20 protein-coding genes are annotated in these 23,194 nt (G+C 62.5%); 13 read left to right on the top strand and 7 right to left on the bottom strand.

The window, feature by feature from the left end; translation table 11 throughout:
• Positions 1-9 precede the first annotated feature (9 nt).
• Positions 10-1,089, top strand: coding sequence for a D-alanine--D-alanine ligase family protein (locus tag EET67_RS16235; RefSeq protein ID WP_128627247.1), 1,080 nt, complete (start codon positions 10-12; stop codon positions 1,087-1,089).
• Here EET67_RS16235 and EET67_RS16230 read toward each other — a convergent pair.
• Positions 1,059-1,415 carry a septal ring lytic transglycosylase RlpA family protein gene (locus EET67_RS16230; protein WP_128627246.1) on the bottom strand — a complete coding sequence of 119 codons (357 nt, stop codon included), beginning with the start codon at positions 1,413-1,415 and terminating at the stop codon, positions 1,059-1,061. The genes EET67_RS16235 and EET67_RS16230 overlap by 31 nt on opposite strands.
• A gap of 415 nt (positions 1,416-1,830) precedes the next feature.
• Here EET67_RS16230 and EET67_RS16225 point away from each other — a divergent pair, with 415 nt between their 5' ends.
• The gene (locus EET67_RS16225; protein WP_128627245.1) at positions 1,831-3,270 is read left to right on the top strand and encodes an aldehyde dehydrogenase family protein; all 1,440 of its coding nucleotides are present in this window, start codon (positions 1,831-1,833) and stop codon (positions 3,268-3,270) included.
• Positions 3,271-3,284: 14 nt separating this feature from the next.
• On the opposite strand, the gene EET67_RS16220 is transcribed toward EET67_RS16225, so the two are convergent.
• Positions 3,285-4,514, bottom strand: coding sequence for an NAD(P)/FAD-dependent oxidoreductase (locus EET67_RS16220; protein WP_128627244.1), 1,230 nt, complete (start codon positions 4,512-4,514; stop codon positions 3,285-3,287).
• Between the two features lie 477 nt (positions 4,515-4,991).
• Between EET67_RS16220 and EET67_RS16215 the strand changes: the two genes are divergently transcribed.
• The 8 genes from EET67_RS16215 to EET67_RS16180 all read left to right on the top strand — a co-directional run bounded on the left by EET67_RS16215 (position 4,992) and on the right by EET67_RS16180 (position 13,055).
• Positions 4,992-5,483, top strand: coding sequence for a hypothetical protein (locus EET67_RS16215; RefSeq protein ID WP_245450951.1), 492 nt, complete (start codon positions 4,992-4,994; stop codon positions 5,481-5,483).
• A 10-nt stretch (positions 5,484-5,493) separates the two neighbouring features.
• Positions 5,494-6,798: an imelysin family protein gene (locus tag EET67_RS16210; protein ID WP_165899928.1), complete on the top strand. Its 1,305-nt coding sequence runs from the start codon at positions 5,494-5,496 to the stop codon at positions 6,796-6,798.
• A 64-nt stretch (positions 6,799-6,862) separates the two neighbouring features.
• Positions 6,863-7,174 carry a (2Fe-2S)-binding protein gene (locus EET67_RS16205; RefSeq protein WP_128627242.1) on the top strand — a complete coding sequence of 104 codons (312 nt, stop codon included), beginning with the start codon at positions 6,863-6,865 and terminating at the stop codon, positions 7,172-7,174.
• Entirely contained in the window at positions 7,140-7,625 is a 486-nt protein-coding gene (gene bfr, locus EET67_RS16200; RefSeq protein WP_128627241.1) for a bacterioferritin, read from the top strand. Before EET67_RS16205 ends, bfr begins: the two co-directional genes overlap by 35 nt.
• Before the next feature lie 13 nt (positions 7,626-7,638).
• Positions 7,639-9,216 carry a di-heme oxidoreductase family protein gene (locus tag EET67_RS16195; RefSeq protein ID WP_128627240.1) on the top strand — a complete coding sequence of 526 codons (1,578 nt, stop codon included), beginning with the start codon at positions 7,639-7,641 and terminating at the stop codon, positions 9,214-9,216.
• Positions 9,216-10,289 (top strand): imelysin family protein, encoded by a 1,074-nt coding sequence (locus EET67_RS16190; RefSeq protein ID WP_128627239.1) that lies wholly within the window; start codon positions 9,216-9,218, stop codon positions 10,287-10,289. The genes EET67_RS16195 and EET67_RS16190 overlap by 1 nt, the downstream gene beginning before the upstream one ends.
• A 2-nt stretch (positions 10,290-10,291) precedes the next feature.
• Complete coding sequence (locus EET67_RS16185) at positions 10,292-11,392, top strand: DUF1513 domain-containing protein (RefSeq protein ID WP_128627238.1); 1,101 nt, start codon at positions 10,292-10,294, stop codon at positions 11,390-11,392.
• A 247-nt stretch (positions 11,393-11,639) separates the two neighbouring features.
• Positions 11,640-13,055: an MATE family efflux transporter gene (locus EET67_RS16180; protein ID WP_128627237.1), complete on the top strand. Its 1,416-nt coding sequence runs from the start codon at positions 11,640-11,642 to the stop codon at positions 13,053-13,055.
• Positions 13,056-13,064: 9 nt separating this feature from the next.
• Here the strand turns inward: EET67_RS16180 and EET67_RS16175 are convergent, their stop codons facing one another.
• From EET67_RS16175 to speB, 5 genes are all read right to left on the bottom strand, one after another.
• Positions 13,065-13,868: an ABC transporter permease gene (locus EET67_RS16175; protein ID WP_128627236.1), complete on the bottom strand. Its 804-nt coding sequence runs from the start codon at positions 13,866-13,868 to the stop codon at positions 13,065-13,067.
• Positions 13,865-14,719 carry an ABC transporter permease gene (locus EET67_RS16170; protein ID WP_128627235.1) on the bottom strand — a complete coding sequence of 285 codons (855 nt, stop codon included), beginning with the start codon at positions 14,717-14,719 and terminating at the stop codon, positions 13,865-13,867. Before EET67_RS16170 ends, EET67_RS16175 begins: the two co-directional genes overlap by 4 nt.
• A gap of 238 nt (positions 14,720-14,957) precedes the next feature.
• A complete protein-coding gene (locus EET67_RS16165) occupies positions 14,958-15,995 on the bottom strand; it encodes an ABC transporter ATP-binding protein (protein WP_128627234.1) in 1,038 nt (345 codons plus the stop codon).
• Positions 15,996-16,280: 285 nt separating this feature from the next.
• On the bottom strand, positions 16,281-17,369 hold the full coding sequence (locus EET67_RS16160) for an ABC transporter substrate-binding protein (protein ID WP_128627233.1): 1,089 nt from the start codon (positions 17,367-17,369) through the stop codon (positions 16,281-16,283).
• A gap of 347 nt (positions 17,370-17,716) precedes the next feature.
• Positions 17,717-18,763: an agmatinase gene (gene speB / locus EET67_RS16155; RefSeq protein WP_128627232.1), complete on the bottom strand. Its 1,047-nt coding sequence runs from the start codon at positions 18,761-18,763 to the stop codon at positions 17,717-17,719.
• A gap of 137 nt (positions 18,764-18,900) precedes the next feature.
• On the opposite strand from speB, the gene gcvA reads away from it, so the two are divergent.
• The 3 genes from gcvA (at position 18,901) to EET67_RS16140 (ending at position 23,100) form a co-directional block, all read left to right on the top strand.
• Positions 18,901-19,851 carry a transcriptional regulator GcvA gene (gene gcvA, locus EET67_RS16150; RefSeq protein WP_128627231.1) on the top strand — a complete coding sequence of 317 codons (951 nt, stop codon included), beginning with the start codon at positions 18,901-18,903 and terminating at the stop codon, positions 19,849-19,851.
• Positions 19,852-20,054: 203 nt separating this feature from the next.
• Complete coding sequence (pncB, locus tag EET67_RS16145; protein WP_128627230.1) at positions 20,055-21,359, top strand: nicotinate phosphoribosyltransferase; 1,305 nt, start codon at positions 20,055-20,057, stop codon at positions 21,357-21,359.
• A gap of 298 nt (positions 21,360-21,657) precedes the next feature.
• Positions 21,658-23,100: a hypothetical protein gene (locus EET67_RS16140; protein WP_128627229.1), complete on the top strand. Its 1,443-nt coding sequence runs from the start codon at positions 21,658-21,660 to the stop codon at positions 23,098-23,100.
• Positions 23,101-23,194 lie beyond the last annotated feature (94 nt).

Genomic DNA, 23,194 nt, shown 5'->3' with positions numbered 1-23,194 from the left:
GGGGGTCGGATGGCCGATCAAATGCCGACGCTGCTGCTGGTCCATGAGACCGAGAAGGCCTGCCTCGACCGGCTTGCCACTGAAGGATTTGCCGCCGAAAGGGCTGCCGAAATCTCCTCTTATCTGGCCCAATCGACCGACCTTGCGCCTGAATTCGATGCCATTGCACAGGCATGCGCGCAGCGCGGTCTGCGCTTCGAGCCCGTCGCATTGGACGAGGCGTCCGCTACCCTTGCCGGCCGCAAGCCGGAAGTCACGCTGGTCTGGACCCTCACCGACGGAATCGCCTATTTCCGGGGCGGTGCCGGTCCCGCATTGGCGCGGTTGAACGGCCTGCCGACCTTCGGCTCCGACGATTCCCTGTTTGCGCTCTGTCAGGACAAGTTTCGTTCCGGCGCGGTGCTCGGCGCACTCGGCCTGCCGGTGCCGGCTGCAGGCCTCGCCCACGACGGGCAATGGCTGGTCGAGCCGCAGCACTCGAAATCAGGCTATTTCGTCAAGCCGAACCGGCTCGGCGCTAAGATCGGCATCTATCCGGACTCGCACTGCCACTCGCCGGATACGGCGCTGGCGTTGAGCCGGCGCATCTTCGAAGCCTATCGCGATGATGCAATCGTCCAGCCCTATGTCACCGGGCGAAACGTGCGGCTGAGTTTCCTGGAAATGGAATCCGGCGCCGGCGCGGAAGCGTTCGGTATTTCCTTCGTCAATGCCGGCGGCGACTTCCAGACCATGCAGGACAGCCTGGCGCTTTATGGCGAGACCGGCGCAGAGGCCTGCGCACGTGGCGTCTATGCGGAGCCCGATTTGCTACCTGTGGCGGCAAGCCAGCCGGAAGCCGCCAACAAGATCAAGGCGATTGCGCTGCACTGTATGCGCACGCTCGGGCTGCGTGACGTGTTTTCGATGGATTTCCGCGTCGAGCCGGACGACACCGTCCACCTGATCGAATTCGAAATCTGCCCCGGCCTGCCCTGCTTCGACTTCCGCGCCTATTGCCGGGAACACTGGAAACTGGACCTCGCCGAAGCAATGGCTGCTGCCGCTGCAGGCCGCTTTCAGCGGCGCTCCATGCAGACGGCGGTGTGACCGGCACCAACAAAGCCCAGGCTTTTGGCAGCGGCCTTGGATACGTCGATGACGCGACCGCGTATAAACGGACCGCGATCATTGATGCGCACGACGACGCTGCGACCGTTCCTGCTATTGGTCACCCGCACCTTGGTGCCGAATGGCAGGGTGCGGTGGGCGGCGGTCATTGCGGCGGGGTTCATGCGCTCGCCTGAGGCGGTCTTGGAATTCAGGGCATACCAGGAAGCGCGGCCGCATTGAGCCGATGCGGATCCGGTCGAGGCAACAACCATCAGGCCAGCCGCAACCACTGCCGCGGAAGCCGCAGCGCGGGACATATTCATATTGTGAAATTCTCTCCGTTGACGAGTATCGCGCTCGTCTGGACACAAATGCGGCAGCAAATGCGGCAAACATCCGGCAATAAGGCGGCGCAGAGAACAAGTTTGGAGTCACGTGGAAACATACGGTCAGATCATGTGATTGATCCGACTACGGGATAGTATCCGAGCCAAGGGCAATGCTGTGGGCGACACGCGCACAGCCGGCACGAAGTCGGCGTCGACCACGAATGTCCATTCGAAGATTTAAGCGCGGCCTTGCGCGACATTGGGCCAGGCGATTTTGCTTTGCATGCCACCTTCCTGCCCGGCAGTCGCCGGTGTTGTTCGCACCCTGCCCTGTCGCTACATGAAGACCTGACATCCATAGGCAAAAGGCGGCGGCAATGGCTTCCGCCGGCATGGCAAGGAGAGCATCATGCAGCGCAAGACCGAGTTCTTCATCGACGGTAAATGGACGGCGCCAGGCACGCCGAAGGAATTCGAGGTCATCAATCCAGCCGACGAGCAGCCCTTCGCGGTGATTTCGCTGGGCACCGCCGCCGATGTCGACAAGGCGGTCGCTGCCGCACGCCGCGCCTTCGAAAGCTGGAGCCTGACGAGCCGCGAAGATCGCGTGGCTTATCTCGAAAAGCTGCTCGCTGCCTATAAGCGCCGGCTTCCCGACATGGCGCTCGCCATCTCGCAGGAAATGGGCGCGCCGATCAAGCTTGCGACGGAGTCACAGGCCGCGGTCGGCATCAGCCATATCAAGACCTTCATCCGCGAATTGAAGGCCTTCGCCTTCGAGCATCCGCTCGGCGACCATGCGCCCAACGACCGGATCGTGCATGAGCCGATCGGCGTGTGCGGCCTGATCACGCCGTGGAACTGGCCGATGAACCAGGTCACACTGAAGGTGGTGCCGGCCCTTGCCGCCGGCTGCACGGTCGTGCTCAAGCCGTCCGAGATCGCTCCGATTTCCTCCATCATCTTTGCCGGGATCGTCGAGGAAGCAGGATTTCCGGCCGGCGTCTTCAATCTCGTCAATGGCGATGGCCCAACGGTCGGCGAGGCAATGTCGCGCCATCCCGGCGTCGACATGATGTCGTTTACCGGCTCGACCCGCGCCGGCATCGCCGTCACCAGAGCGGCGGCCGAGACGGTCAAGCGGGTGACGCTGGAACTCGGCGGCAAGTCGCCCAACATCGTCTTTGCCGATAGCGACCTGCCACAGGCCGTCGAGCGCGGCGTGGCGCATTGTTTCGAAAACACCGGCCAGTCCTGCAACGCGCCCACGCGCATGCTGGTCGAGCGCCCGGTCTATGACCAGGCAGTGAAACTTGCGGAGGGCTATGCCAACCGCACGTCTGTCGGGAACCCGGCGCAGGATGGCAACCATATCGGCCCGGTGGTGTCGGAGGCCCAGTTCGACAAGATCCAGGGGCTGATCGATGTCGGCATCAAGGAAGGCGCGCGGCTGGTCGCCGGCGGGCTCGGCCGGCCGGAAGGCTTCAACCTCGGCTATTTCGTGCGCCCGACGATCTTTGCCGACGTCTCCAACGACATGCGCATCGCGCAGGAGGAAGTGTTCGGCCCGGTCCTGGCAATGATCCCCTTCGACACGGAGGAAGATGCCATCGCCATCGCCAATGACACGCCCTATGGCCTGTCGAGCTATATCCAGACCGGCGACAAGCAAAAGGCGCAGCGCGTGGCGCGCCGCCTGCGCTCCGGCATGGTGCAGATCAATGGCGCCTCGCGCGGTTCCGGCAGCCCGTTCGGCGGCTACAAGCAGTCCGGGCTAGGCCGCGAGGGCGGCAAATGGGGCCTTGAGGATTTCCTTGAGGTGAAGGCCGTCGCCGGCTGGGAAAGCTGATCGGGAAACCGGGTTCAGGCGGCGCTAGCCGCCAGCGCTGCCTTGAGCGCATCAGTGCCGGCAAGCACGGTCTCGGCGTCCGGGGAAAATCCGGCGCCGAGCATCTTGCGGCCAAGCATATGATCGGCCGGCCGGTTGACGGATTCGATGCAGATCAGCCGCGAGCCTTCATAGTGGAAGATCGAGAATTTGTTGTCGGCCACATCGCCGACGATGACGGTGCGGTCGCTTCCCTGCGATAGCCCCACCATCTGCAGTTTCATGTCGCCTATGTCCGACCAGAACCAGGGCACGCTGCGGTAATCGTCCTGGTGGCCGAGAATGGTTCGCGCCGCCAGCTTGGCCTGGTCGGTGGCGTTCTGCACCGATTCCAGCCTGACATCGCCGCCGGAGAACCAGTGGCGATAATTGGCGTTGTCGCCGATCGCCAATATGCCCGGCACCGAAGTTTGCATCCGCCCATCCACGCGGATGCCGTTGCCGATCTCAAGCCCTGCGGATTGCGCCAGTTCGGTATTGGGCACCACGCCGACGCCGACGATCACCATGCGCGCGGCGATACGCTCGCCGGCCGAGGTGATGGCTGCCTCGACATGGCCGTCAGCACCTTCAAGCCGCTCGATCGTCGTCTGGGTGAGGATGCGGATGCCAGACTCTTCGAGGCGTCGGCGCACATGGACGGAGATGGACGGCGCCACGGCGCGGCCAAGCAGACGGTCCTGCGCCTCCACGACGGTGACGCGCCTGCCGCCCAGCGACAATGTCGCGGCAATCTCCAGCCCGATGAAGCCGCCGCCGAGCACGACCACGTCCTCGACTTCGGCACTCAGGGCACGGATGCGGCGGGCATCCTCGATCGAGCGCAGCGACAGCACACCGGCAAGCAGCGCACCTGAAAGCGGCAACAGTCGCGGCCGCGAGCCGGTCGCCAGGATCGCTGCATCGAAGGAAAGCGCCCCCCCGCCTGCCAGTTCCAGGCGTTGCGCTACCGGATCGATGCGCTCGACGCGCGTTGCGAAGCGAAGATCGATGCGGGCGCCGGCGTAGAAGCTTTCGGCACGCAGGATCTGCGGCCGCGCCTCGCTGTCCTTGATGAAGGTCTTCGACAAGGGCGGCTTGTGATAGGGCAGTTCACCCTCATCGCTGATGAGCGTCAGCGGCCCGTCATAGCCTTCGTCGCGCAGGCTTGCCGCCGCCTGCACGCCCGCATGACCTGCACCGACAATCACCACGCCGTTCTTCATGGATAGTGCTTCCTGGCAAAACTCGAATATGGCCTTTTTCGGGTCCGCCAAGCTGTCCGGCCCCGACACGGCAGACCACCTTTCGGTCGCACCTTGAACAAGGCGGTGTCAAGCCGCCGCTTCGTCGGGCAGGTGCTGCCATCACCTCTACGCGCCTGACCAGGACAGATTTCCAAGGGCGGGATCATGCGTTGAATCAAGATGTTAGGCGTTGCGGACAGGTCGAGAACCGCCCCCTTAAACTTGACTTTGCTAGTTTAGAATAATTCTAAGCTATTGATTTATATCTTCTTTTGGCGAGAAACCCGTTGACTTTCCTGACCCTGAGCGTGTTATGAAAGCCTGCGTCTTGGCGCATCCCTTTGATGTCTGGGCCTTGAACCCGTTCGATTGGAGGACGTGAGTGGTTGATATTGTGGTTGCGCAAGCCTGTGCGACTTCCCGATTGGGCTCGGGACCTTGCTGATGGCGGCGTGCATGTCGGACATCGAGCCCTATGGCTGCTATTTCGAACGGGCGCCTGAAAAACTGGTGCTCGAAGGCTATCGCCGCTGGATCGCCGGTTTCGATACCGGCTCGGTCGCGCCGTGGGAACTCACCTTCGCCCTCTATACCGATCTCCTCGGCCCTGCTGACGGGCGCCGGGTGTTGAGCGAACTGTCGCATTTCGTACGCACGCTGCGCCAATGCGCGCTCTGCCCGCTGCGCAGCTTCCCCTTCGGCGCACATCACATCTGCCGCGACGAATGCATGGCGCTGGGGCTGATCGCCGGTATCCAACACGACGACGACGAGGCAGCACAGCTTTGCCTTGGCGCGATCACCTGCACGGCACGGCAGGAACTGGTCGGCGAGGCCGCCGCTAGTTTCGCCCATTCGCTTTCGCAACTCGATCACCAGCTGCTGCCCATCCCGAGAGCCGTACTCCAGAACATATTGTCGCGTGTCAGGCGCGACACCGTCCATTGAGGAGAGGACCATGAACGCCACACAGGTGACGATACGACAGGGCAGAAGGTTGGCGGCCATTGCCGCAACCGCAGCGCTGACGGCAGCAGCCTTCGTTCTTCCGGCAAAGGCCGATACCGATCCGAAAGCGGTGATCGCCACCTATGCCGATATTGCGCTCGCCAAATACGAGGATTCACTGGCCACCGCCAAGCAGCTTGACGAGGCCGTGGCTGCGCTTGTCGCCAAGCCCTCGGCCGAGACGCTGGAGGCCGCGCGCGCGGCGTGGAAGGCATCGCGAATTCCCTATCAGCAGACCGAGGTCTACCGCTTCGGCAATGCGATCGTCGATGACTGGGAAGGCCGGGTCAACGCCTGGCCGCTGGATGAAGGGCTGATCGACTATGTCGATGCTGGCTACGGCACCGAATCCGACGAGAACACGCTCTATACCGCCAATGTGATCGCCAACAAGGAAATCGAGATCAACGGCGCCAAGGTCGATGTCTCCAAGATCACGCCGCAAGTGCTGTCGGAGACGCTGCAAGAGGCCGGCGACATCGAGGCCAATGTCGCAACCGGCTATCATGCCATCGAATTCCTGCTCTGGGGCCAGGACCTGAACGGCACCGGGCCGGGCGCCGGCAACCGTCCCCATACCGATTTCGACACCGCCAATTGCACCGGCGGCAATTGCGACCGGCGCGCCGAGTATCTTTCCGCCGCCTCAAAGCTGCTTGTGAGCGATCTTGAGGAGATGGTGGGCAACTGGGCTGCCGACGGTGCCGCGCGCAAGGCGCTGGCCGAGGGCGACGTCAATGCCGGTCTCTCGACCATCCTGACCGGCATGGGCTCGCTGTCCTATGGCGAGTTGGCGGGCGAGCGCATGAAGCTCGGTCTCCTGCTGCACGATCCGGAGGAGGAGCATGACTGCTTCTCCGACAACACCCATATCTCGCATCTCTATGATGCGATCGGCATCCGCAATGCCTACACGGGCAGCTACAAGCGCATCGACGGCTCGGTGGTCGAGGGTCCATCCCTATCCGCGCTGGTCAAGGAGGCCGACCCCGTGGTCGACAGCGAGTTGCTCGGCAAGCTCGATACGACTGTTGCCGCCATGGAAGCGGTCGCCAAGCGCGCCGAAGGTGGCGAGGCCTATGACCAGCAGATCGGCGAGGGCAATGCTGAGGGAAATGCCGCCGTGCAGGCAGCGATCGACGGGCTGATCGACCAGACAAGGTCGATCGAACGCGCCGTGGCCAGCCTGAAACTCGATGCCATCGCCTTCGAAGGCTCCGACAGTCTCGACGCCCCGGACAAGGTCTTCCAGTAAGCCCAGGCGAAGACATAATATAGCCAAACGGCGCTACGGGCGCCGTCAGCCGACAGTGTGAACCATGCTTATCTGCCAATGTAACCTGATCACGCAAAAGGAGGTCGAAGAGGCCATAGTCGCGCTTCTGGACGCAGACCCGTGGACGCTGATCGTCCCGGCGAAGGTCTATCATTTCATGCAAAAACGCGGACGTTGTTGCGGCTGCTTCCCAAATGTGGTGGAAACGATCATTCGGGTCACCGAAAGCTACCATTCCCGTTTGAACGCAAGCGGGGTAGATGTCGTTTCACACCTGGACCGCGTCAGAGCGTTGCGGGCCGAATATGGGAGGAGACACCATGAAGGGCGAAAAGCAGGTCATCGAGCGGCTTAACGAGGCTCTTTTCCTGGAGCTCGGCGCCGTCAACCAGTACTGGCTGCACTACAGGCTTTTGGACGACTGGGGTTACAACAAGCTCGCCAAGAAGGAACGCGAGGAATCGATCGAGGAAATGCATCACGCCGACCACATCATCGAGCGCATCATTTTTCTCGAGGGCCATCCCAACCTGCAGTCGGTGGCTCCCTTGCGCATCGGCCAGAACGTCAAGGAAGTGCTCGAATCCGACCTTGCCGGCGAATATGACGCTCGTACCTCCTATAAGAAATCGCGCGAGATCTGCCAGGAACTCGGCGACTATGTGACCATGAAGCTGTTCGAGGAACTGCTGAAGGACGAGGAAGGCCATATCGACTTCCTCGAAACGCAGCTCGATCTTCTCAACTCGATCGGCGAAGAGAGATACGGCCTGCTCAATGCAGCCTCGGCCAACGAGGCCGAATAGGAGCCATGGACCCATGCGGCGCGACATTCTCCTGACGCGCCGCGTCCAACCTGCCGCCATTTTTGCCCGCGCGTGGCTTGCCTGCGTGACTGTCTTGTTCGTCCTGCCACTGCCGGCCTTGGCCAGCGAGGCCGAGCCCTCAGGGCTGGCCACGACACGCAGCGACCTTTCAGCGAAGGATTTGCGCCGCGTTCTTGCCGTCACCCGCCCGACGACGGATTTCTCCAAGGCCGAACAGTTCGAAGTCATGCAGGGCGGAGCCGGCACCTCGACCAAGGCCGCCAATCGCGATGCCTTCTCGCATTCCTCCGCCAATATCACCTTCGAGGAAGAGGCAACTTTCAAGGTCGGCAACGGCCTGTTCCGTAAATTGTGGGTTTCGGCCCCCTCCTCGACGCAGGCTTCCGATGGGCTCGGCCCGCTGTTCAATGCCCGCGCCTGCCAAAGCTGCCATCTGAAGGACGGCCGCGGCCACCCGCCGGAGGGCAATCCGGACGCGACCTCCATGTTCCTGCGGCTGGCACGGACAGCTGAAACGGAAGCCGAGAAAAAGGCCGTCGCCGAACGTACGGTGCTGAATTTTCCCGATCCGGTCTATGGCGGCCAGTTCCAGGACCTCGCCGTCCCCGGCCTTGCGTCCGAGGGCAAGATGGCGATCTCCTATCAGGAAATCCCCGTCACGCTCGCCGACGGCACGAAGCTCTCGGTGCGCCAGCCCAGCTATTCCGTCACCGATCTCTCGCAAGGGCCGCTCGACCCGCGCACGACGCTCTCGCCACGGGTCACCCCGCAGATGATCGGGCTCGGCCTGATCGAGCAGATCCATCCCGCCGATATTCTCGGCCATGCCGATTCCGACGATCGCGACAGCGACGGTATTTCCGGCAAGCCGTCCATAGTGCGCGACCACACAAGCGGCGAGCTCACGCTCGGCCGCTTCGGCTGGAAGGCGTCCAACCCCACCGTGCGCCGGCAGGCGGCCGAGGCCTTCGCCAATGACATCGGCCTCTCCAACCCCGATGTCCCATTGCATTGGGGAGGTTGCACCGAGGCGCAGAAGGATTGTTTTACCATGCCGAACGGCGTGCAGCAGCGGCTTGGCGACACCGAATTGCCCGACCCGATCATGGATCTGGTGACATTCTATTCGCAGAACCTGGCGGTTCCGGCCCGTCGCGACATCGACAAGCCGGACGTTCTTGCCGGCAAAAAAGTCTTCTACGACCTCGGCTGCGCCTCCTGCCACACGCCGAAATTCGTCACCCGCCGCGACGCACCAAACAAGGCGCAGGCCTTCCAGCTGATCTGGCCCTATTCAGATTTCCTGCTTCACGACATGGGCGAAGGCTTGGCCGACGGCCAGCAGGTGGGTGATGCCGACGGCCGCGAATGGCGCACGCCGCCACTCTGGGGGATCGGCCTGACCAAGACCGTCAACGGCCATACATTCTTCCTGCATGACGGACGCGCCCGCAATCTCACCGAGGCCGTTCTATGGCATGGTGGTGAAGGGCAGAAGGCGCGCGATGGGTTCGCTGCACTGGCCAAGAGCGATCGCGAGGCGCTGATCCGGTTCCTGGAGTCCTTGTGATGCGGAGGTTACCGATCATCGCTGCCGGCTTCCTTGTATTCACCGCTCCTGTTCTGGCGACCGAAACCCCTGATGCAGGCCCGATCATCTCCAGGGCGGTGGATGATTTCATACGGCCTGCCTATCGCGACTTTCACGCCGCGACGTCACGCCTCAACGAGGTGACAAGCAAGCTCTGCACCATGCCTTCCGAGAACCTTCTGGCACAAGCGCGCAGTACATTCAGTGAGACCGTCGATAGCTGGTCGCGGGTGGAAATCATCCGTTTCGGACCCGTAACGGAACAGAACCGGCTTGAACGCATCCTGTTCTGGCCCGACCGCAAGAGCACCGGCCTGAGGCAGGTTCAGGCGGCGATCCAGAAAGAGGACCCGACCGCCACCAACCCCGATACCCTTTCCGGCAAGAGCGTGGCCATGCAGGGGCTGGGCGCGCTCGAATTCGTATTGTTCGGAACCGACTCGGAATCCCTTGCCAGCGACGCGCCCTATCGCTGCTCATTCGGCGCGGCAATTGCTGAAAATCTCGATTCCATCGCCGGAAAGATCGAAAATGCCTGGGAAAAACCCGACGGTTTTGCCAAATCCTGGCAAAATCCGTCCGAAACCAACCCGCTTTATCGCAATAATGGCGAGGTTTTGGGCGAATTGCTGGATGTTTTCGTCACCGGATTGGAGATGGAACGCGACGTGCGCATCGGCGGCTTCCTCGGAGAGGCTACGGAAAAGGACAAGCCGAAGCAGGCGCTGTTCTGGCGCTCGGGACAAACGATCCCGTCGCTGGCCGGAAACCTGTCGGGCATGAAGGCGCTGTTCGACATATCGGGTCTCGCCGAAGCGCTGCCCGCCGACAAGAAATGGATCGCCAAGTCGATCGGCTTCGAGTTCAACAATGCGCTGAACGCGCTTGCCAGCGCCGATGGGCCAATCGAAGACGTGCTGGCCGATTCCGCCAAGCGTGGCCGGCTGACCTATACCGGCGTTGTCACTTCGAGCCTAAGCGAGTTGTTCGGCACAAGGCTGTCAGCCGAATTCGGCCTCACTGCCGGCTTTTCCTCGCTCGACGGGGATTGAACTTGCGCTCGCCCCTGATCGATCGCCGCGATTTCCTGAAGGGCGCCGGAGCCGCCTTCTTCGCCGGGCTCTCGCCGGCGGCGTCAGCGGCAACGCTTACCACCGACGCGGTGTTCGCCACCGCCTATCAGAAGCGCGACGGCAGTTTCGGCGCGGCAATCCTTTCGGAAGAAGGCAAGCTCCTTCATCAGGTGCCGTTGCCGGATCGCGGCCATGACGTGACCTTCGATCCCGTATCACGCCAGTCGGTCGTGTTTGCGCGCCAGCCGGGCACCTTTGCTGTGGTGTTCGATCATTCCGGCCAGCGCGAACCCTTGACCATTGCAAGCCCGCCGGACCGCCACTTCTTCGGCCATGGCGTGTTTTCACCCGACGGCGCGCTGCTTTATGCGACCGAAAACGATTTCGACAATGCCGTCGGCATGATCGGCATCTATGATGCGCACGATCATTTCCGCCGGATCGGCGAGTTCCCGACCCACGGTGTCGGCCCGCACGAATTGCTGCTGCTCGGTGACGGCAGAACGCTCGCCATCGCCAATGGCGGCATCGAGACCCATCCGGATTTCGGCCGCGCCAAACTCAATCTCTCGACCATGAAGCCGTCGCTGGTGTTCATCGACCGGCTCTCCGGCGATCTCATCGAACGGCACGAATTGCCGCCTGCCCTGCACAAGCTGTCCATACGGCATATGGATGTGGATGCGTCCGGCACCGTGTGGTTTGGCTGCCAGCACGAAGGCCCGGCAACCGAAAAGCCGCTGCTCGTCGGCCGCGCCGTTCGCGGCAAGAATCTGCACCTGCTCGACATGCCCGAAACCATCCTCGGCGGCTTCCGCAACTATATCGGCTCGGTCGCGGCCAATCGCGATGCCGGCACCATTGCGGTTTCCTCGCCGCAGGGCAATTCCTACGCCGTGATCGAAGCCGCCAGCGGCCGCGTTGTGGCACGCCACGACCTGACGGAAGTGTGCGGCCTAGCGCCCGACCACGCCTCCTTCCGAGCCACCACCGGCACCGGCGAAATCGTCGCGGCGCAAGGCAGCGCCGTTCAGGCGCAAGAATTCGTCTGGGACAATCACCTGCTGCGCATCACCGCCTGATCTGTCGGCTGCGCCTCCTTCGATATCGTGGCCTCATCGTTACGGCCGCTGGCGTCTTGCCTAATGCGAGCGTTTAGTCCAAAAGCACGCTCTGGCCTGGAAGCTTTCGGCTGAAATTAGAGTATTGCCGAACGGATTTGCTGCAAAAACGGCCACATGGTGCGGCAGCGCCTGCTTCAGGACACTACATTTAAAAATGCGATGGGCGGTGCGGTTTTGCACCGCTGCGCGACAGAAAGACAAACACATGTCGTCGACCCAAGCCTATGCGGGCGCAAGCCCCTGGCGCGCCGAGATTCGTGCGATGCTGGCCCTGAGCTGGCCGATGGTGCTGACCAATCTTGCACAGACTGCAATGACGGCGACCGATGTCATGATACTCGGCCGTGTCGGACCCAACACGCTGGCCGCGAGCGCGCTTGGCGCCAATCTCTATTTCGCACCGCTGGTGTTCGGACTTGGCCTGATGCTGGCCACCGTGCCGATGATGGCGCGCGAGGTCGGCCGCAACCGCCATTCGGTGCGCGACCTGCGCCGCACCGTGCGCCAGGGCCTATGGGCAGCTGTCTTCATTGCCATTCCGGTCTGGGCCCTGCTGTGGAACGGCGAGGCCATCCTGCTTGCCATGGGCCAGGAGCCGGCGCTGGCCGCCGAGGCGGGCGACTATCTGCATGCGCTGCAATGGGGGCTGCTGCCGTTTTATTTCTATATCGTGCTGCGTTCGTTCATCGCCACGCTGGAACGTCCGGGCTGGGCGCTGGTGGTGGCCTTCATTGCGGTTGCCTTCAACGCGCTCGCCAATTGGGCGCTGGTCTTCGGGCATTTCGGCTTCCCCGAAATGGGCATCGTCGGCTCCGGCATCGCGACCAGCCTGTCCAGCTTCCTGATGTTTGCCGGCATGGCGTTGGTGGTTTCTCTGGATCGCCGCTTTCGGCGCTACCACCTGTTCGGGCGCTTCTGGCGCGCCGACTGGCCGCGCTTTCGTGAGCTTCTGTGGCTTGGCCTGCCGATCGCCGGCATGATGGCTTTCGAGGTCACGCTGTTCAATGCCGCCGCCTTCCTGATGGGATTGATCGATGCGGCATCACTGGCGGCCTACGCTATCGCCATGCAGGTCTGCTCGATCAGCTTCATGGTTCCGCTCGGCGTCAACCAGGCGGCGACGGTGCGCGTCGGCATCGCCTATGGCGCGCGCGACCCCAGCGGCATCAGCCGGGCGGGCTGGACAGCCTATGTAATCGGCGTCGGTTTCATGGCGTTTGCCGCCCTTGCCATGATAACCGTGCCGCACTCGCTGATCAGCATTTTCATCGACATCGGCAACCCCGCCAATGCCGAGGTGGTCACCATTGCGGTAACGTTCCTTGCCTTTGCCGCGCTGTTCCAAATCGTCGACGGTGCGCAGGCGGTGGGTGCCGGCATGCTGCGCGGCCTGCACGATACCCGCATTCCAATGGTCATAGCCGCGATCGGCTATTGGGGCATCGGCCTGCCGCTTGGCGTGGTGCTCGCCTTCCATTTCGGCTTTCGCGGCAACGGCATCTGGATGGGGCTTTCGGCGGGTCTTGCCGCTGTCGCCCTTCTGCTGCTCATCCGCTGGCTGCGGCGCGATCGGCTGGGCCTCATGGGCGCGGCGCCTATGCGCGTCGGCTTGGGCGCCTGACGCCGGGCCTCATTTTCCGTCCGAACTCATCGCCCCAAGCAGCCGCCTGATGTCCCCGAACCTGGCGATAAGACCGAACACGATGGCGGCGATCAGCACGAAGAACACCGTCACCGACGCCATGGTCGGCGTGTAACCATAGCGCAGCGCGTTGAATATCTTGATCGGCAGCGTCTCCATGGTGAAGCCGACTGTCATATAGGCGACGATATATTCGTTGAGCGACAGCACGAAGGCGAAGGCGTAGCCGGAGACCAGATAGGGCAGGATCAGCGGCAGCACTACGGTCTTGGCCACCGTCCGGTCGTCGGCACCCATGGTGGAAGCCGCCTCAACCAGCGAGCGGTCGATGGAGGCAAATCCCAGCGACAACGTCACCAGCGGCAGCGTGACGAAGAAGATGGCGTGGCTGATCGCCGCCGTCCATGGCTGGCCGTAAAAGCCGGTGGTCGCCCAGAAGGTCAGCAGGCCGAGCGCGGTAATGACCGGCGGAAGGATGAAGGGCGCCACGCCGAGAAGCTGGAAAATATGCGCCCAGGGCGCATGGCGGCGCCACAGGAACCAGGCGAGCGGCAGCGCGATGGCGACCGCAAGAGCCGCCGCCGTCAGCGCCAGAACCACCGAGGCGAACAGCGCATTGCGCCAGCCCTCATCGGTAAATATCTGCGCATACCATGCCAGCGAGAAGCCCTTCGGCGGAAAGGCCAGGTCCTGCCTTTCATTGACGGAGACCCCGAGCACCACGATCAGCGGCGCGGCGAGGAACAGCGCAACAGCGATGAAATATAGCCGGCGCAGAAATTTCTCGATCATGCCGCAGCCTCCCTGCGGCCGACCAGCAGGGTAAGCCCGACCAGCGCCAGCGAGATCAGCACCAGGAACACGGCCATGGCGGCGGCAAACGGCATGTTCGACTGGTAGATCGCCTGATCGGTGATCAGCACCGACAGGGTCCAGTGCCGCGGCCGCCCGAGAATCTGCGGCAGCAAATAGGAGCCAAGCGCAAAGACGAAGACCATGATCAAGGTCGCCACTATGGTGTTGCGAAGTGCGGGCGTCACCACGTTGAAAAAGGCCTTCACCGGTGAGGCGCCAAGCGTGCGCGCAGCCTCGAGCAATGTGGGGTCGAGCCGCACCAGCGCGGGGTAAAGAACGAGAATCGTATAGGGCAGTGCCTGATAGACCATGCCGGTCAGCACCGCGCCGAAGCTCGGCAGCAGGGCTTGCGGCTCGGCCATCAATCCAAGCGCAACCAGAAGATTGGTAATGCCTGCCGTGCGCGAAAACAGCGTCGACCAGGCAAAGCCGATGATGACCTCCGACAGTGACAGCACCGAGAGAAGCCCGACCAGCCAGAGCGTCTGCACCTTGCGCGAGCGCTTGGTCAAAAGATAGGTGAAGGGGAAAGCAATGGCGACGCAGCACACCGCCACCAGAACGGCCAGCATCAGCGAAAAACCGAGCACCGTGCCGAAGAAGGTCGACAGAAAGCGCGCATAATTGTCGAGCACGAAATCGGGCGTGTAAAAGCCGCCCTGCTGGCGCTTGAAGAAGCTCACCGCGATCATGGTCGAGAACGGCACCACGAAGAACACGATCAGCATCAGAGCCGGAAAGAGCAGCGGCGCGTAGTCGGTGATCGCTTTTGGCGCTTCGCGTCTCATGGGCGACGCTCCGTGTGAAGAGAAAGTGCCGACCTTGTACCCCCACCCCTAACCCCTCCCCACAAGGGGGAGGGGGATGGTTTCGCCGTCATGGGTGCCGATGGCGTTGAATGCTGGTGCCGGCGGCCCGGGCGGCAGGATTTCCCTCCCCCTTGTGGGGAGGGGTTAGGGGTGGGGGTAATTCCAGATGCAACCACCTCGCCCCCGGCGAAGTCGCATATGGAGGATGCTGCGCCTCTCATTTTTTCAGCACCACACAGCTTTCGGGCGGCAGCACGATGCCGACCTGGGCGCCGACCGTCACATTCGGCCGCTCGCGCGGCGTGGCCACCGCGACGATGGTCTTGCCGGAGGCTTCCACGAAGGTTTCGACCGTGCCGCCGAGATCGCGGATGAAGGTCACGGTGCCGGTGATCGCGCCATTGCCGGGCGTTGTAAGATGAATGTCCTCGGGGCGGATCGAGATCGACGCGTGCGCCACCTGCGCGGGAAGTTCAAGGCCGGCAACAGCCGTGCCCAGCACCGTCGCGCGGCCGGCGCTGTCGGCACTCACCTCCAGAAGATTGGTCGAGCCGATGAAATCGGCGACGAAGGCGTCGGCCGGGCGGCGATAGATTTCCACCGGCGCGGCGGCCTGCCTGATCCGGCCCTCGCCCATCACCACCACCAGATCGGCCATGGTCATCGCCTCGCGCTGGTCATGGGTGACGACAATGGTGGTGATGCCGAGTTGTTGCTGCAACTGGCGCAGTTCCACCTGCATGGATTCGCGCAGCTTGGCATCGAGCGCCGACATCGGCTCGTCGAGCAGGAACAGGCGCGGCGACAATGCGAGCGCTCGGGCAATCGCCACGCGCTGGCGCTGGCCGCCGGAAAGCTTGGCCACCGGCCGATCGGCAAAGCCCGGCAGATGGATGAGCTTCAAAAGCTCATCGACGCGCGTATTCTGCTCATCCCTGGAAGCGCCCCTGATGCGCAGCGAATAGGCGATATTGTCGCCCACCGTCAGATGCGGAAACAGCGCCAGCGACTGGAACACCATGCCGAAATTGCGCTTATGCGTCGGCGCCGAGGTTATGTCCTGACCGTCAAGGACGATGGTTCCGGCGCTCGGCTCCTCCAGCCCGGCCACCATGCGCAACAGCGTGGTCTTGCCGCAGCCCGATGGCCCGAGCAGACACACGAAGGTTCCGTGCGGTACATTCAGCGTCACCTGGTCGACGGCAGTGAAATTGCCGAATTCCTTGGTGATGTCGTTCAATGACAGGCCGGACATGGCATACCTGCTGGATATAAATAGGTTAGGATCAGGACCTATTAATCTGCCCCTCATCCGGCGCTACGCGCCACCTTCTCCCCGCTGGGGAGAAGAGGGAAGCGTGCCGCCGACATTTCTCCTCTCCCCGGCGGGGAGAGGTCAGTCGAGCGTAACGGAGGCCGGGTGAAGAGGGTTGCATCATGCCTCCCCCGGCCGGGGTCCCCGCTGCTCCGCAGCGTCCCGGCGTTCGCTGGCCTGTAATCGTGCCACCGGCACGATTACTTCGCTTCGCGAACCGGCAGCTCACCCTACGATCAGCTCGGTCCATTTCTGGTTAATCCAGTCGGCCTTGGTCGTGTAGAGGTCGTAGCGCGGGATGATCGGATCAATGTCCGACGACACGGCCGCGAACTCCTCGGGCGACAAATCGAGCACCTCTTTCTTCAGCGTCGGCGCGGTGCCGACCTTGCGCGACATCAGGCCCTGGATTGCCGGCTGGCTCATATAGTCGATGAAGACATGCGCTTCCTCCACCTTGGTGGAGGCGCGCGACAGGACCCAGTTGCCGGAATCCTGGATGCCGCCTTCTTTCGGGAAGGTCGAGCGCACCGGCTGGCCATCGGCAGCGGCAAGGCCGGTGACGTCGTGATAATACTGGCCCATCGGAATCTCGCCGGATTTCAGCGCCTGTTCGAACTGCGCTTCGTCACGATACCAGAGCCGGACATTGGGCTTTACCTCCGCCAGCTTCTCGAAGGCCTTCAACAGCCCTTCCTCAGTGTCGAGGGCATTGGTGCCGCCCAGATAGGTCTTGGCCGTCACTTCCAGCAGGAAGGAGTTCGAGGCAAGCGCCAGCAGGCCGAGCTTGTCGGCATTGGCCGGGTCCCACAGGGCCGCCCAGGAAGTCGGCGCCTCTTTGTAGACGTCGGTGTTGGTGACCAGCGTGATGTACCACGCCACCGCACCGACGCCGGCTACGCGCCCGTCGGGATATTTGTTGACGAAGCGCTCCAGGAGGTCGCCGCCGCTCTTGATCCTGGCAAGATCGATCGGCGTCCACAATTCGGTCGCCTGTCCCTTCAAGGTCGAGGTCTGCGACATCATCGAGACATCGGCCGGCGCCTGGTTGGCCTTGGCCGCCTGTTCGAGCTGAACCAGCCAGGCCTCGCCCGTCGGCTCCGCGATTGATTCGACGGCAATGCCGGTCGCCTTGGTGAATTCGGGAAAGATGTGTTCGTCAAAGGACTTCTTGAAATAGCCGCCATAGACGCCGATCTTCAGCGACTTGTCCTGCGCCCTCAGCACCGCCGGCATGGCAAGAAGCGCGGCGCCGGCCGTGCCTGCGGCAAGCACGCCGCGACGGGTCAATCTGTTGTCCAGAAATGCGGTCATGTCGGTCTCCTCCGTTCATCGCCGGCCCTGCCGGCACGTTCCCTGTCGTTATAACGCTTTTTCGTTCAGGCCGTCCTGTTCTAGGGTCAGGATCTATTAATCTGGTCGAAATGGTGTGAGGCCATCTGGCCGGATACGAGGAGCGAAGGCGCAGGAAGCCTGGGGGCTTTCAAGTCCTTTCGCGACGACGTTGCCGGCCAGATGGACCACATCCGCAGGACGCCGAAACGGCTTCGAACTGCCGCGTCGAAGTCCTCGGCCGATGGAACCACATCGACCATCGGCCTTCTCCTTGCATTTCCTTGCCGTTTCAGGCGCCATTTCGATCATATTAATAGATCCTGACCCTAGATTGCCGGGCTGAACACCATCAGGCTCAATATCTCGAACAGCACCTGCGCACCGGCATGAGCCGTGTTGGTGGTGGAATCATATTGCGGCGCAACCTCCACCACATCGCCACCGACGAGGTTCAGCCCCTTGAGGCCGCGCAGGATTTCCAGCACCTCGCGCGTCGTCAGCCCGCCGACCTCCGGCGTGCCGGTGCCGGGTGCGAAGGCCGGGTCGAGACTGTCGATGTCGAAGGACAGATAGGTCGGGCCATCGCCGACGATCTGCCTTGCCTTCTCGATCACTGCCGGAATGCCCATGCCGCTCACCTCCTCGGCGTGGATCACCGTCATGCCGGATTCATAGGTGAACTCCCACAGATATTCGGCCGATCCGCGGATGCCGATCTGGATGGTGCGCGTCGGATCAAGCACGCCGTCGAGCACGGCGTTGCGAAAGGGGCCGCCATGGTGGAACTTGGTCAGGTCGTACGCGCCGCCGGTATCGCAATGCGCATCGATATGGATCATGCCGACCGGACGCTTGCCGCCCACCGCCCTGAGGATGGGATGAGTGATCGAGTGGTCGCCGCCGACCGATAGCGGCAGCACGCCGGCCTCGACGATCTGGCCGATGCGCCGCTCGATGTCTTCATGGCTGAGTTCGAGCCGGTAGCGGCTCTGGAAGCTGACATCGCCGATGTCGGCGACACGCAAATCCTGCACCGGCGCGCAGTCCAGCACATGGTTGTAAGGACCGATGCGCTCGATGGTTCGCAAGGCGCGCGGGCCGAAGCGCGAACCGGTACGGTTGGTGACGCCAAGGTCCATCGGTACGCCGATCATGGCGACCTGAAGATCGCCGAAATCGGGATTGTCGTTGTCTACCTGCCTGTAAGGTGCGGTGAGAAAGGTCGGTATCCCGGAATAGGGCGCCAGCCGTGTGCCGCTTTTGGAGAATATCTTGTCAGCTACCCGCCGGAACTGCGGATTGAACAATTCACCGCCATGGCTCTCGCCATATTTGCGGCGCAGCGCCTCGAGCTTGCTTGCGTCGAAACCCATAGCCACCTCCCTTATGCGTTCGGACATCATCCAGCCGCAGCGGATTCTTGGATAGGCTCATTGAAAAATCAATTGATATTGTTATAGCCTCATATGTGAGAATTTCTCACAGCTAATCTGCCAGGACATGGCAATCGATGACCAAGCGCTTGCCTCCGCTCAACCCGCTGCGCGCCTTCGAGGCAACGGCAAGGCATGGTTCGCTTTCCAAGGCGGCCGGCGAGTTGCACGTCACCCACGGCGCCATCAGCCATCAGATCCGCGCGCTGGAACTGTCGCTCGGCGTCAAGCTATTCGAACGGGTCGGGCAGCGGCTGAAGCTGACCGCGCAGGGTGCTGAACTGCTGCCGGCCGTATCCAGCGCCTTTGACGGCATAGCGGCTGCAACCGCGCGCATGACGCGGCCCAGCAGTTCGGGCTCGCTGGTGGTTAGTTGCGTGCCGGCGCTGCTTTCGCTGTGGCTCATTCCCCGCCTCGGCAACTTCACCGCGCGCTACCCCGACGTCGCGTTGCGGCTCATCGCCTCGAACGATCCGCAAGATGTCCGCGCTGCCGACATCGACATCTGCGTCCATTATGGCGATGGCGGCTGGACCGATTGCTGGTTCAAGAAGTGGTCGAGCATCGAGCTGTTCCCGGTAGTCAGCCCGACGCTGATAAACAACCGTCCGATCCGCACCATCCGCGATCTTGCCGACCACACCAGGCTGCACGGCGATGACGGCCGCGAATGGCACATCTGGCTGGCGGCGGCTGATGCGCTCGGCCTCAAGCCGGCACGCGAACTGCGCCTGAGCGACGCGCAGCTGTCCACGGAGGCAGCCGTCCACGGCAATGGCGTCGCCCTGGGCGATACGGTCACCGCCAGCGGCCTGCTGGCCAGGGGGCAACTGGTGTCGCCGTTCAATCTTTCGGTTCCGGCGGTCGATGCCTTCTATGTCGTCTGCCGGACCGAAGCGCGGGCGACGCCCATCGTCCAGCTCTTCATCGACTGGCTGTTTGCAGAGCGCGAAGAAGCGCTGGGCCGGGTCGAGACGACAGTCGCGGGCCAGATCAGCATCCGCAAGCGGCGCCCACAAAAAGGCTGAGCGTGGATAAGCCAGGTTTTGCCAAGCGGGTGCGGCAATCCATGCAGCCTCAATGTAATTTCGAAGCTGGAACATGGTGACTTTTTCTGGAATCCTCATCATGCTGCATCTCTTTGCTGGCGCATGATTTTTCGGAGACGGTTTCCGCTTTCGGGATCATGCTCTAAGAGGCTGAAGCAGGAAACAGCACAAAGGTCCGGCGCATGCCCAGAACCGATATCGCCCGGCGCGTCTACAACCATGCCTGGAAGCTCGACCCGATCGTGCGCAGCCTGCTCGACACGGACTTCTACAAGCTTTTGATGCTGCAGATGATCTGGGGCATGTATCCCAAGGTCGATGTGACCTTTTCGCTGATCAATCGCACCAGTTCCGTCAGGATCGCCGAGGAGATCGACGAGCAGGAACTGCGCGAGCAGCTAGACCATGCGCGCACGCTGCGTTTCACCAAGAAGGAGATGATCTGGCTGGGCGGCAACACGTTCTACGGCCACAAGCAGATATTCGAGCCGGAATTCCTTGCCTGGCTGGAGGATTTCCAACTGCCGGAATATGAGCTGTCGAAGCGTGACGGTCAGTACGAACTCGAATTCCACGGGCCGTGGATGTACACGACGCTGTGGGAAATTCCTGCCCTTGCCATCATCAACGAGCTGCGTTCGCGCGCAGCCATGAAGCCGTTCGGACCATTCGCGCTCGACGTGCTTTATGCGCGCGCCAAGGCCAAGCTGTGGGCCAAGACCGAGCGGCTGCGGCGGCTGCCGGATCTCAACATTTCCGACTTCGGCACCCGCCGCCGCCACAGCTTCCTGTGGCAGCGCTGGTGCGTTGAGGCGCTGAAGGAAGGCATCGGCGCCGCCTTCACCGGCACGTCGAACGTGCTGCTTGCCATGGATACCGACCTGGAAGCGCTTGGCACCAATGCGCATGAACTGCCCATGGTGCTTGCCGCGCTGACCGACACTGTGGAAGAGCTCAAGCAGTCGCCCTACCAGGTGCTGCAGGACTGGCAGCGCTATTATGGCGGCAACCTGCTCATCGTGCTGCCGGATGCCTTCGGCACCACCGCCTTCCTGCGCGACGCGCCCGACTGGGTTGCGAAATGGACCGGCTTTCGCCCTGACAGCGCACCGCCTGTCGAGGCCGGCGAGAAGATCATGGCCTGGTGGCGCGAGAAGGGGGTCGACCCCAGGAAGAAGCTGCTCATCTTCTCCGACGGTCTGGAGGTGGACACCATCGAGGAAGCCCACCGGCATTTCCACGGCAAGGTGCGTATGGCCTTCGGCTGGGGCACCAATCTCACCAACGATTTCGAGGGCTGCGCGCCAAAGGAGGTCAAGGGCCTCAACGCCATTTCGCTTGTCTGCAAGGTCACCAAGGTCAATAGCCGCAATGCGGTGAAGCTTTCCGACAACCCGGCCAAGGCAACCGGCGACCGCAAGACCATCGAGCGCTATCTGCAGATTTTCGGCGAGAAGGACCGCGTCGAGCATCTGGTGAAGGTGTGAAGCCGGCCTGAACGGGAGCATATCTTTGACGCCCCGGCTTTCCATCTCACCCCCCTCTGTCCTGCCGGACCCTGCCCTTCGCTATGGCTCCGGGCGTTCGTCGCTTCAATCGACAAATCGTTGTCGATTGATCGGCTCCGCCGACCGCTCCTCACCCCCCTCAAAAGGGGAGAGGAAGAGTGGCAGCGTTGCGGCCGGCATTTCCTCTCCCCCGTCGAGCGGGGGAGAGGTGGTTTGCAAAGCAAACCGGCGTGGGGGTCGAATTCCACATGCAACTCCCCTGCTCTCAAAGGGAGAAATGTCCGGCAGGACAGAGGGGGGTGCATCGAGCTCAAGGCTTCCGATCGCGGCTTTACCAGCTGCCCTCCTCTGCGCCCTATGGACAGGCCCCGCATTCGCGCATGCTTCCGAGCGTGGCCATGTGCTGCTCCTGCCCACCGACTACTATATTGCCGGCGGGGCGATCGCGGTCGCGGCAAGCTTCCTCGTGCTTGCTATCCTGCCGCCGAAGCTGCTCGAACGCCTGGCCGCACAGCGGCTTGCACTTTTTTCGATCAGCAAGGATTTACGCGTCCTCGCCAGCCTCTGTGCCTTCGCCCTGTTCGCAACCCTTGTCGCGGCCGGTCTGTTCGGCAGCCGTGATCCGCTGTCGAACCCGCTGCCGCTGACGATCTGGACGCTGCTCTGGGTCGGGATGACGCTTGTCCAGGGCGTGTTCGGCAATCTCTGGTCATGGATCAACCCGTGGTACGGACCATGGCGGCTTCTCGCGGCCCTTTTTCCCGCCATCAAGCATCGCACCATGCCGGAGCGGCCAGGCTATTGGCCCGCGGTCCTGCTGTTTCTCGCCTTTGCCTGGTTCGAGCTGATCGACCCCGCCCCCGACGATCCGGCGCGGCTTGCTTCGGCCGCCGGCCTCTACTGGCTCGCAAGCTTCGTCCTGATGATCGCGTTCGGTTACAATGATTGGAGCCGCCGCAGCGAATTCCTGTCAGTCTTCTTCGGCATGATATCGCGGTTCGCCGTCACCGAGGCGGCGGCCGGCAATCGACGTGTCCGTCTTTCGCTCTGCTGGCCAGGCGCCAGGCTGTGGCACGCCAAGCCGCTGCCGGTCAGCGGCATCGCCTTCCTGCTGCTGGTGCTGAGTTCGGTCTCCTTCGACGGCCTGTCGAAGACATTCTTCTGGCTTGGCCTGATCGGCATCAACCCGCTCGAATTTCCGGGCCGCTCAGCAGTCATGGCCGTTAACACGCTCGGCCTGATGCTGACATTTGCCGCGCTGTCCTGCGCCTATCTGGCCGCTGTTCGGCTTGGCGAGCGCTTGGCGGCAAGCGGAAATTCCTTGGCGGATGTCGCCGGCCTGATGGTCTGGTCGATCGCGCCGATCGCGCTGGTTTATCATTTCTCGCACTATCTCACCGCTCTGCTGGTCGATGGCCAATATGCGCTGGTCGCACTGTCCGATCCGTTCTCACTCGGCTGGAACCTGCTGGGCACGGCGCATTTCCATGTCGAGGCCGGCATCGTCGCCGGCCACGATTCCGCCTGGGCTTTGTGGAATGCACAGGCGGTGGCCATCATCGCCGGCCATGCGCTTGCCGTCCTCATCGCCCATGCTCTGGCGTTTCGCCTGCATGAAGATGCGCGGCGTGCGACGATGAGCCAATTTCCGCTGACCGTCCTGATGATCTTCTATACCGTCTTCGGCCTCTGGCTGCTTTCGACGCCGACCGCCGGCTGACGGGAAGCCGGAGGCCATTTCCCTTGCGGAAGCCCGATGGCCATGTCAGAAATCCGGTAATTCTACCGAACATCTATGCAGTCGTCGTTTTGAA

The organism is Borborobacter arsenicus, assembly GCF_003934165.1.
GTDB classification, from domain to species: domain Bacteria; phylum Pseudomonadota; class Alphaproteobacteria; order Rhizobiales; family Rhizobiaceae; genus Pseudaminobacter; species Pseudaminobacter arsenicus.
The sequence above is the reverse complement of the archived record's forward strand: the minus strand, read 5'-3'. Positions and strand labels throughout refer to the sequence as shown.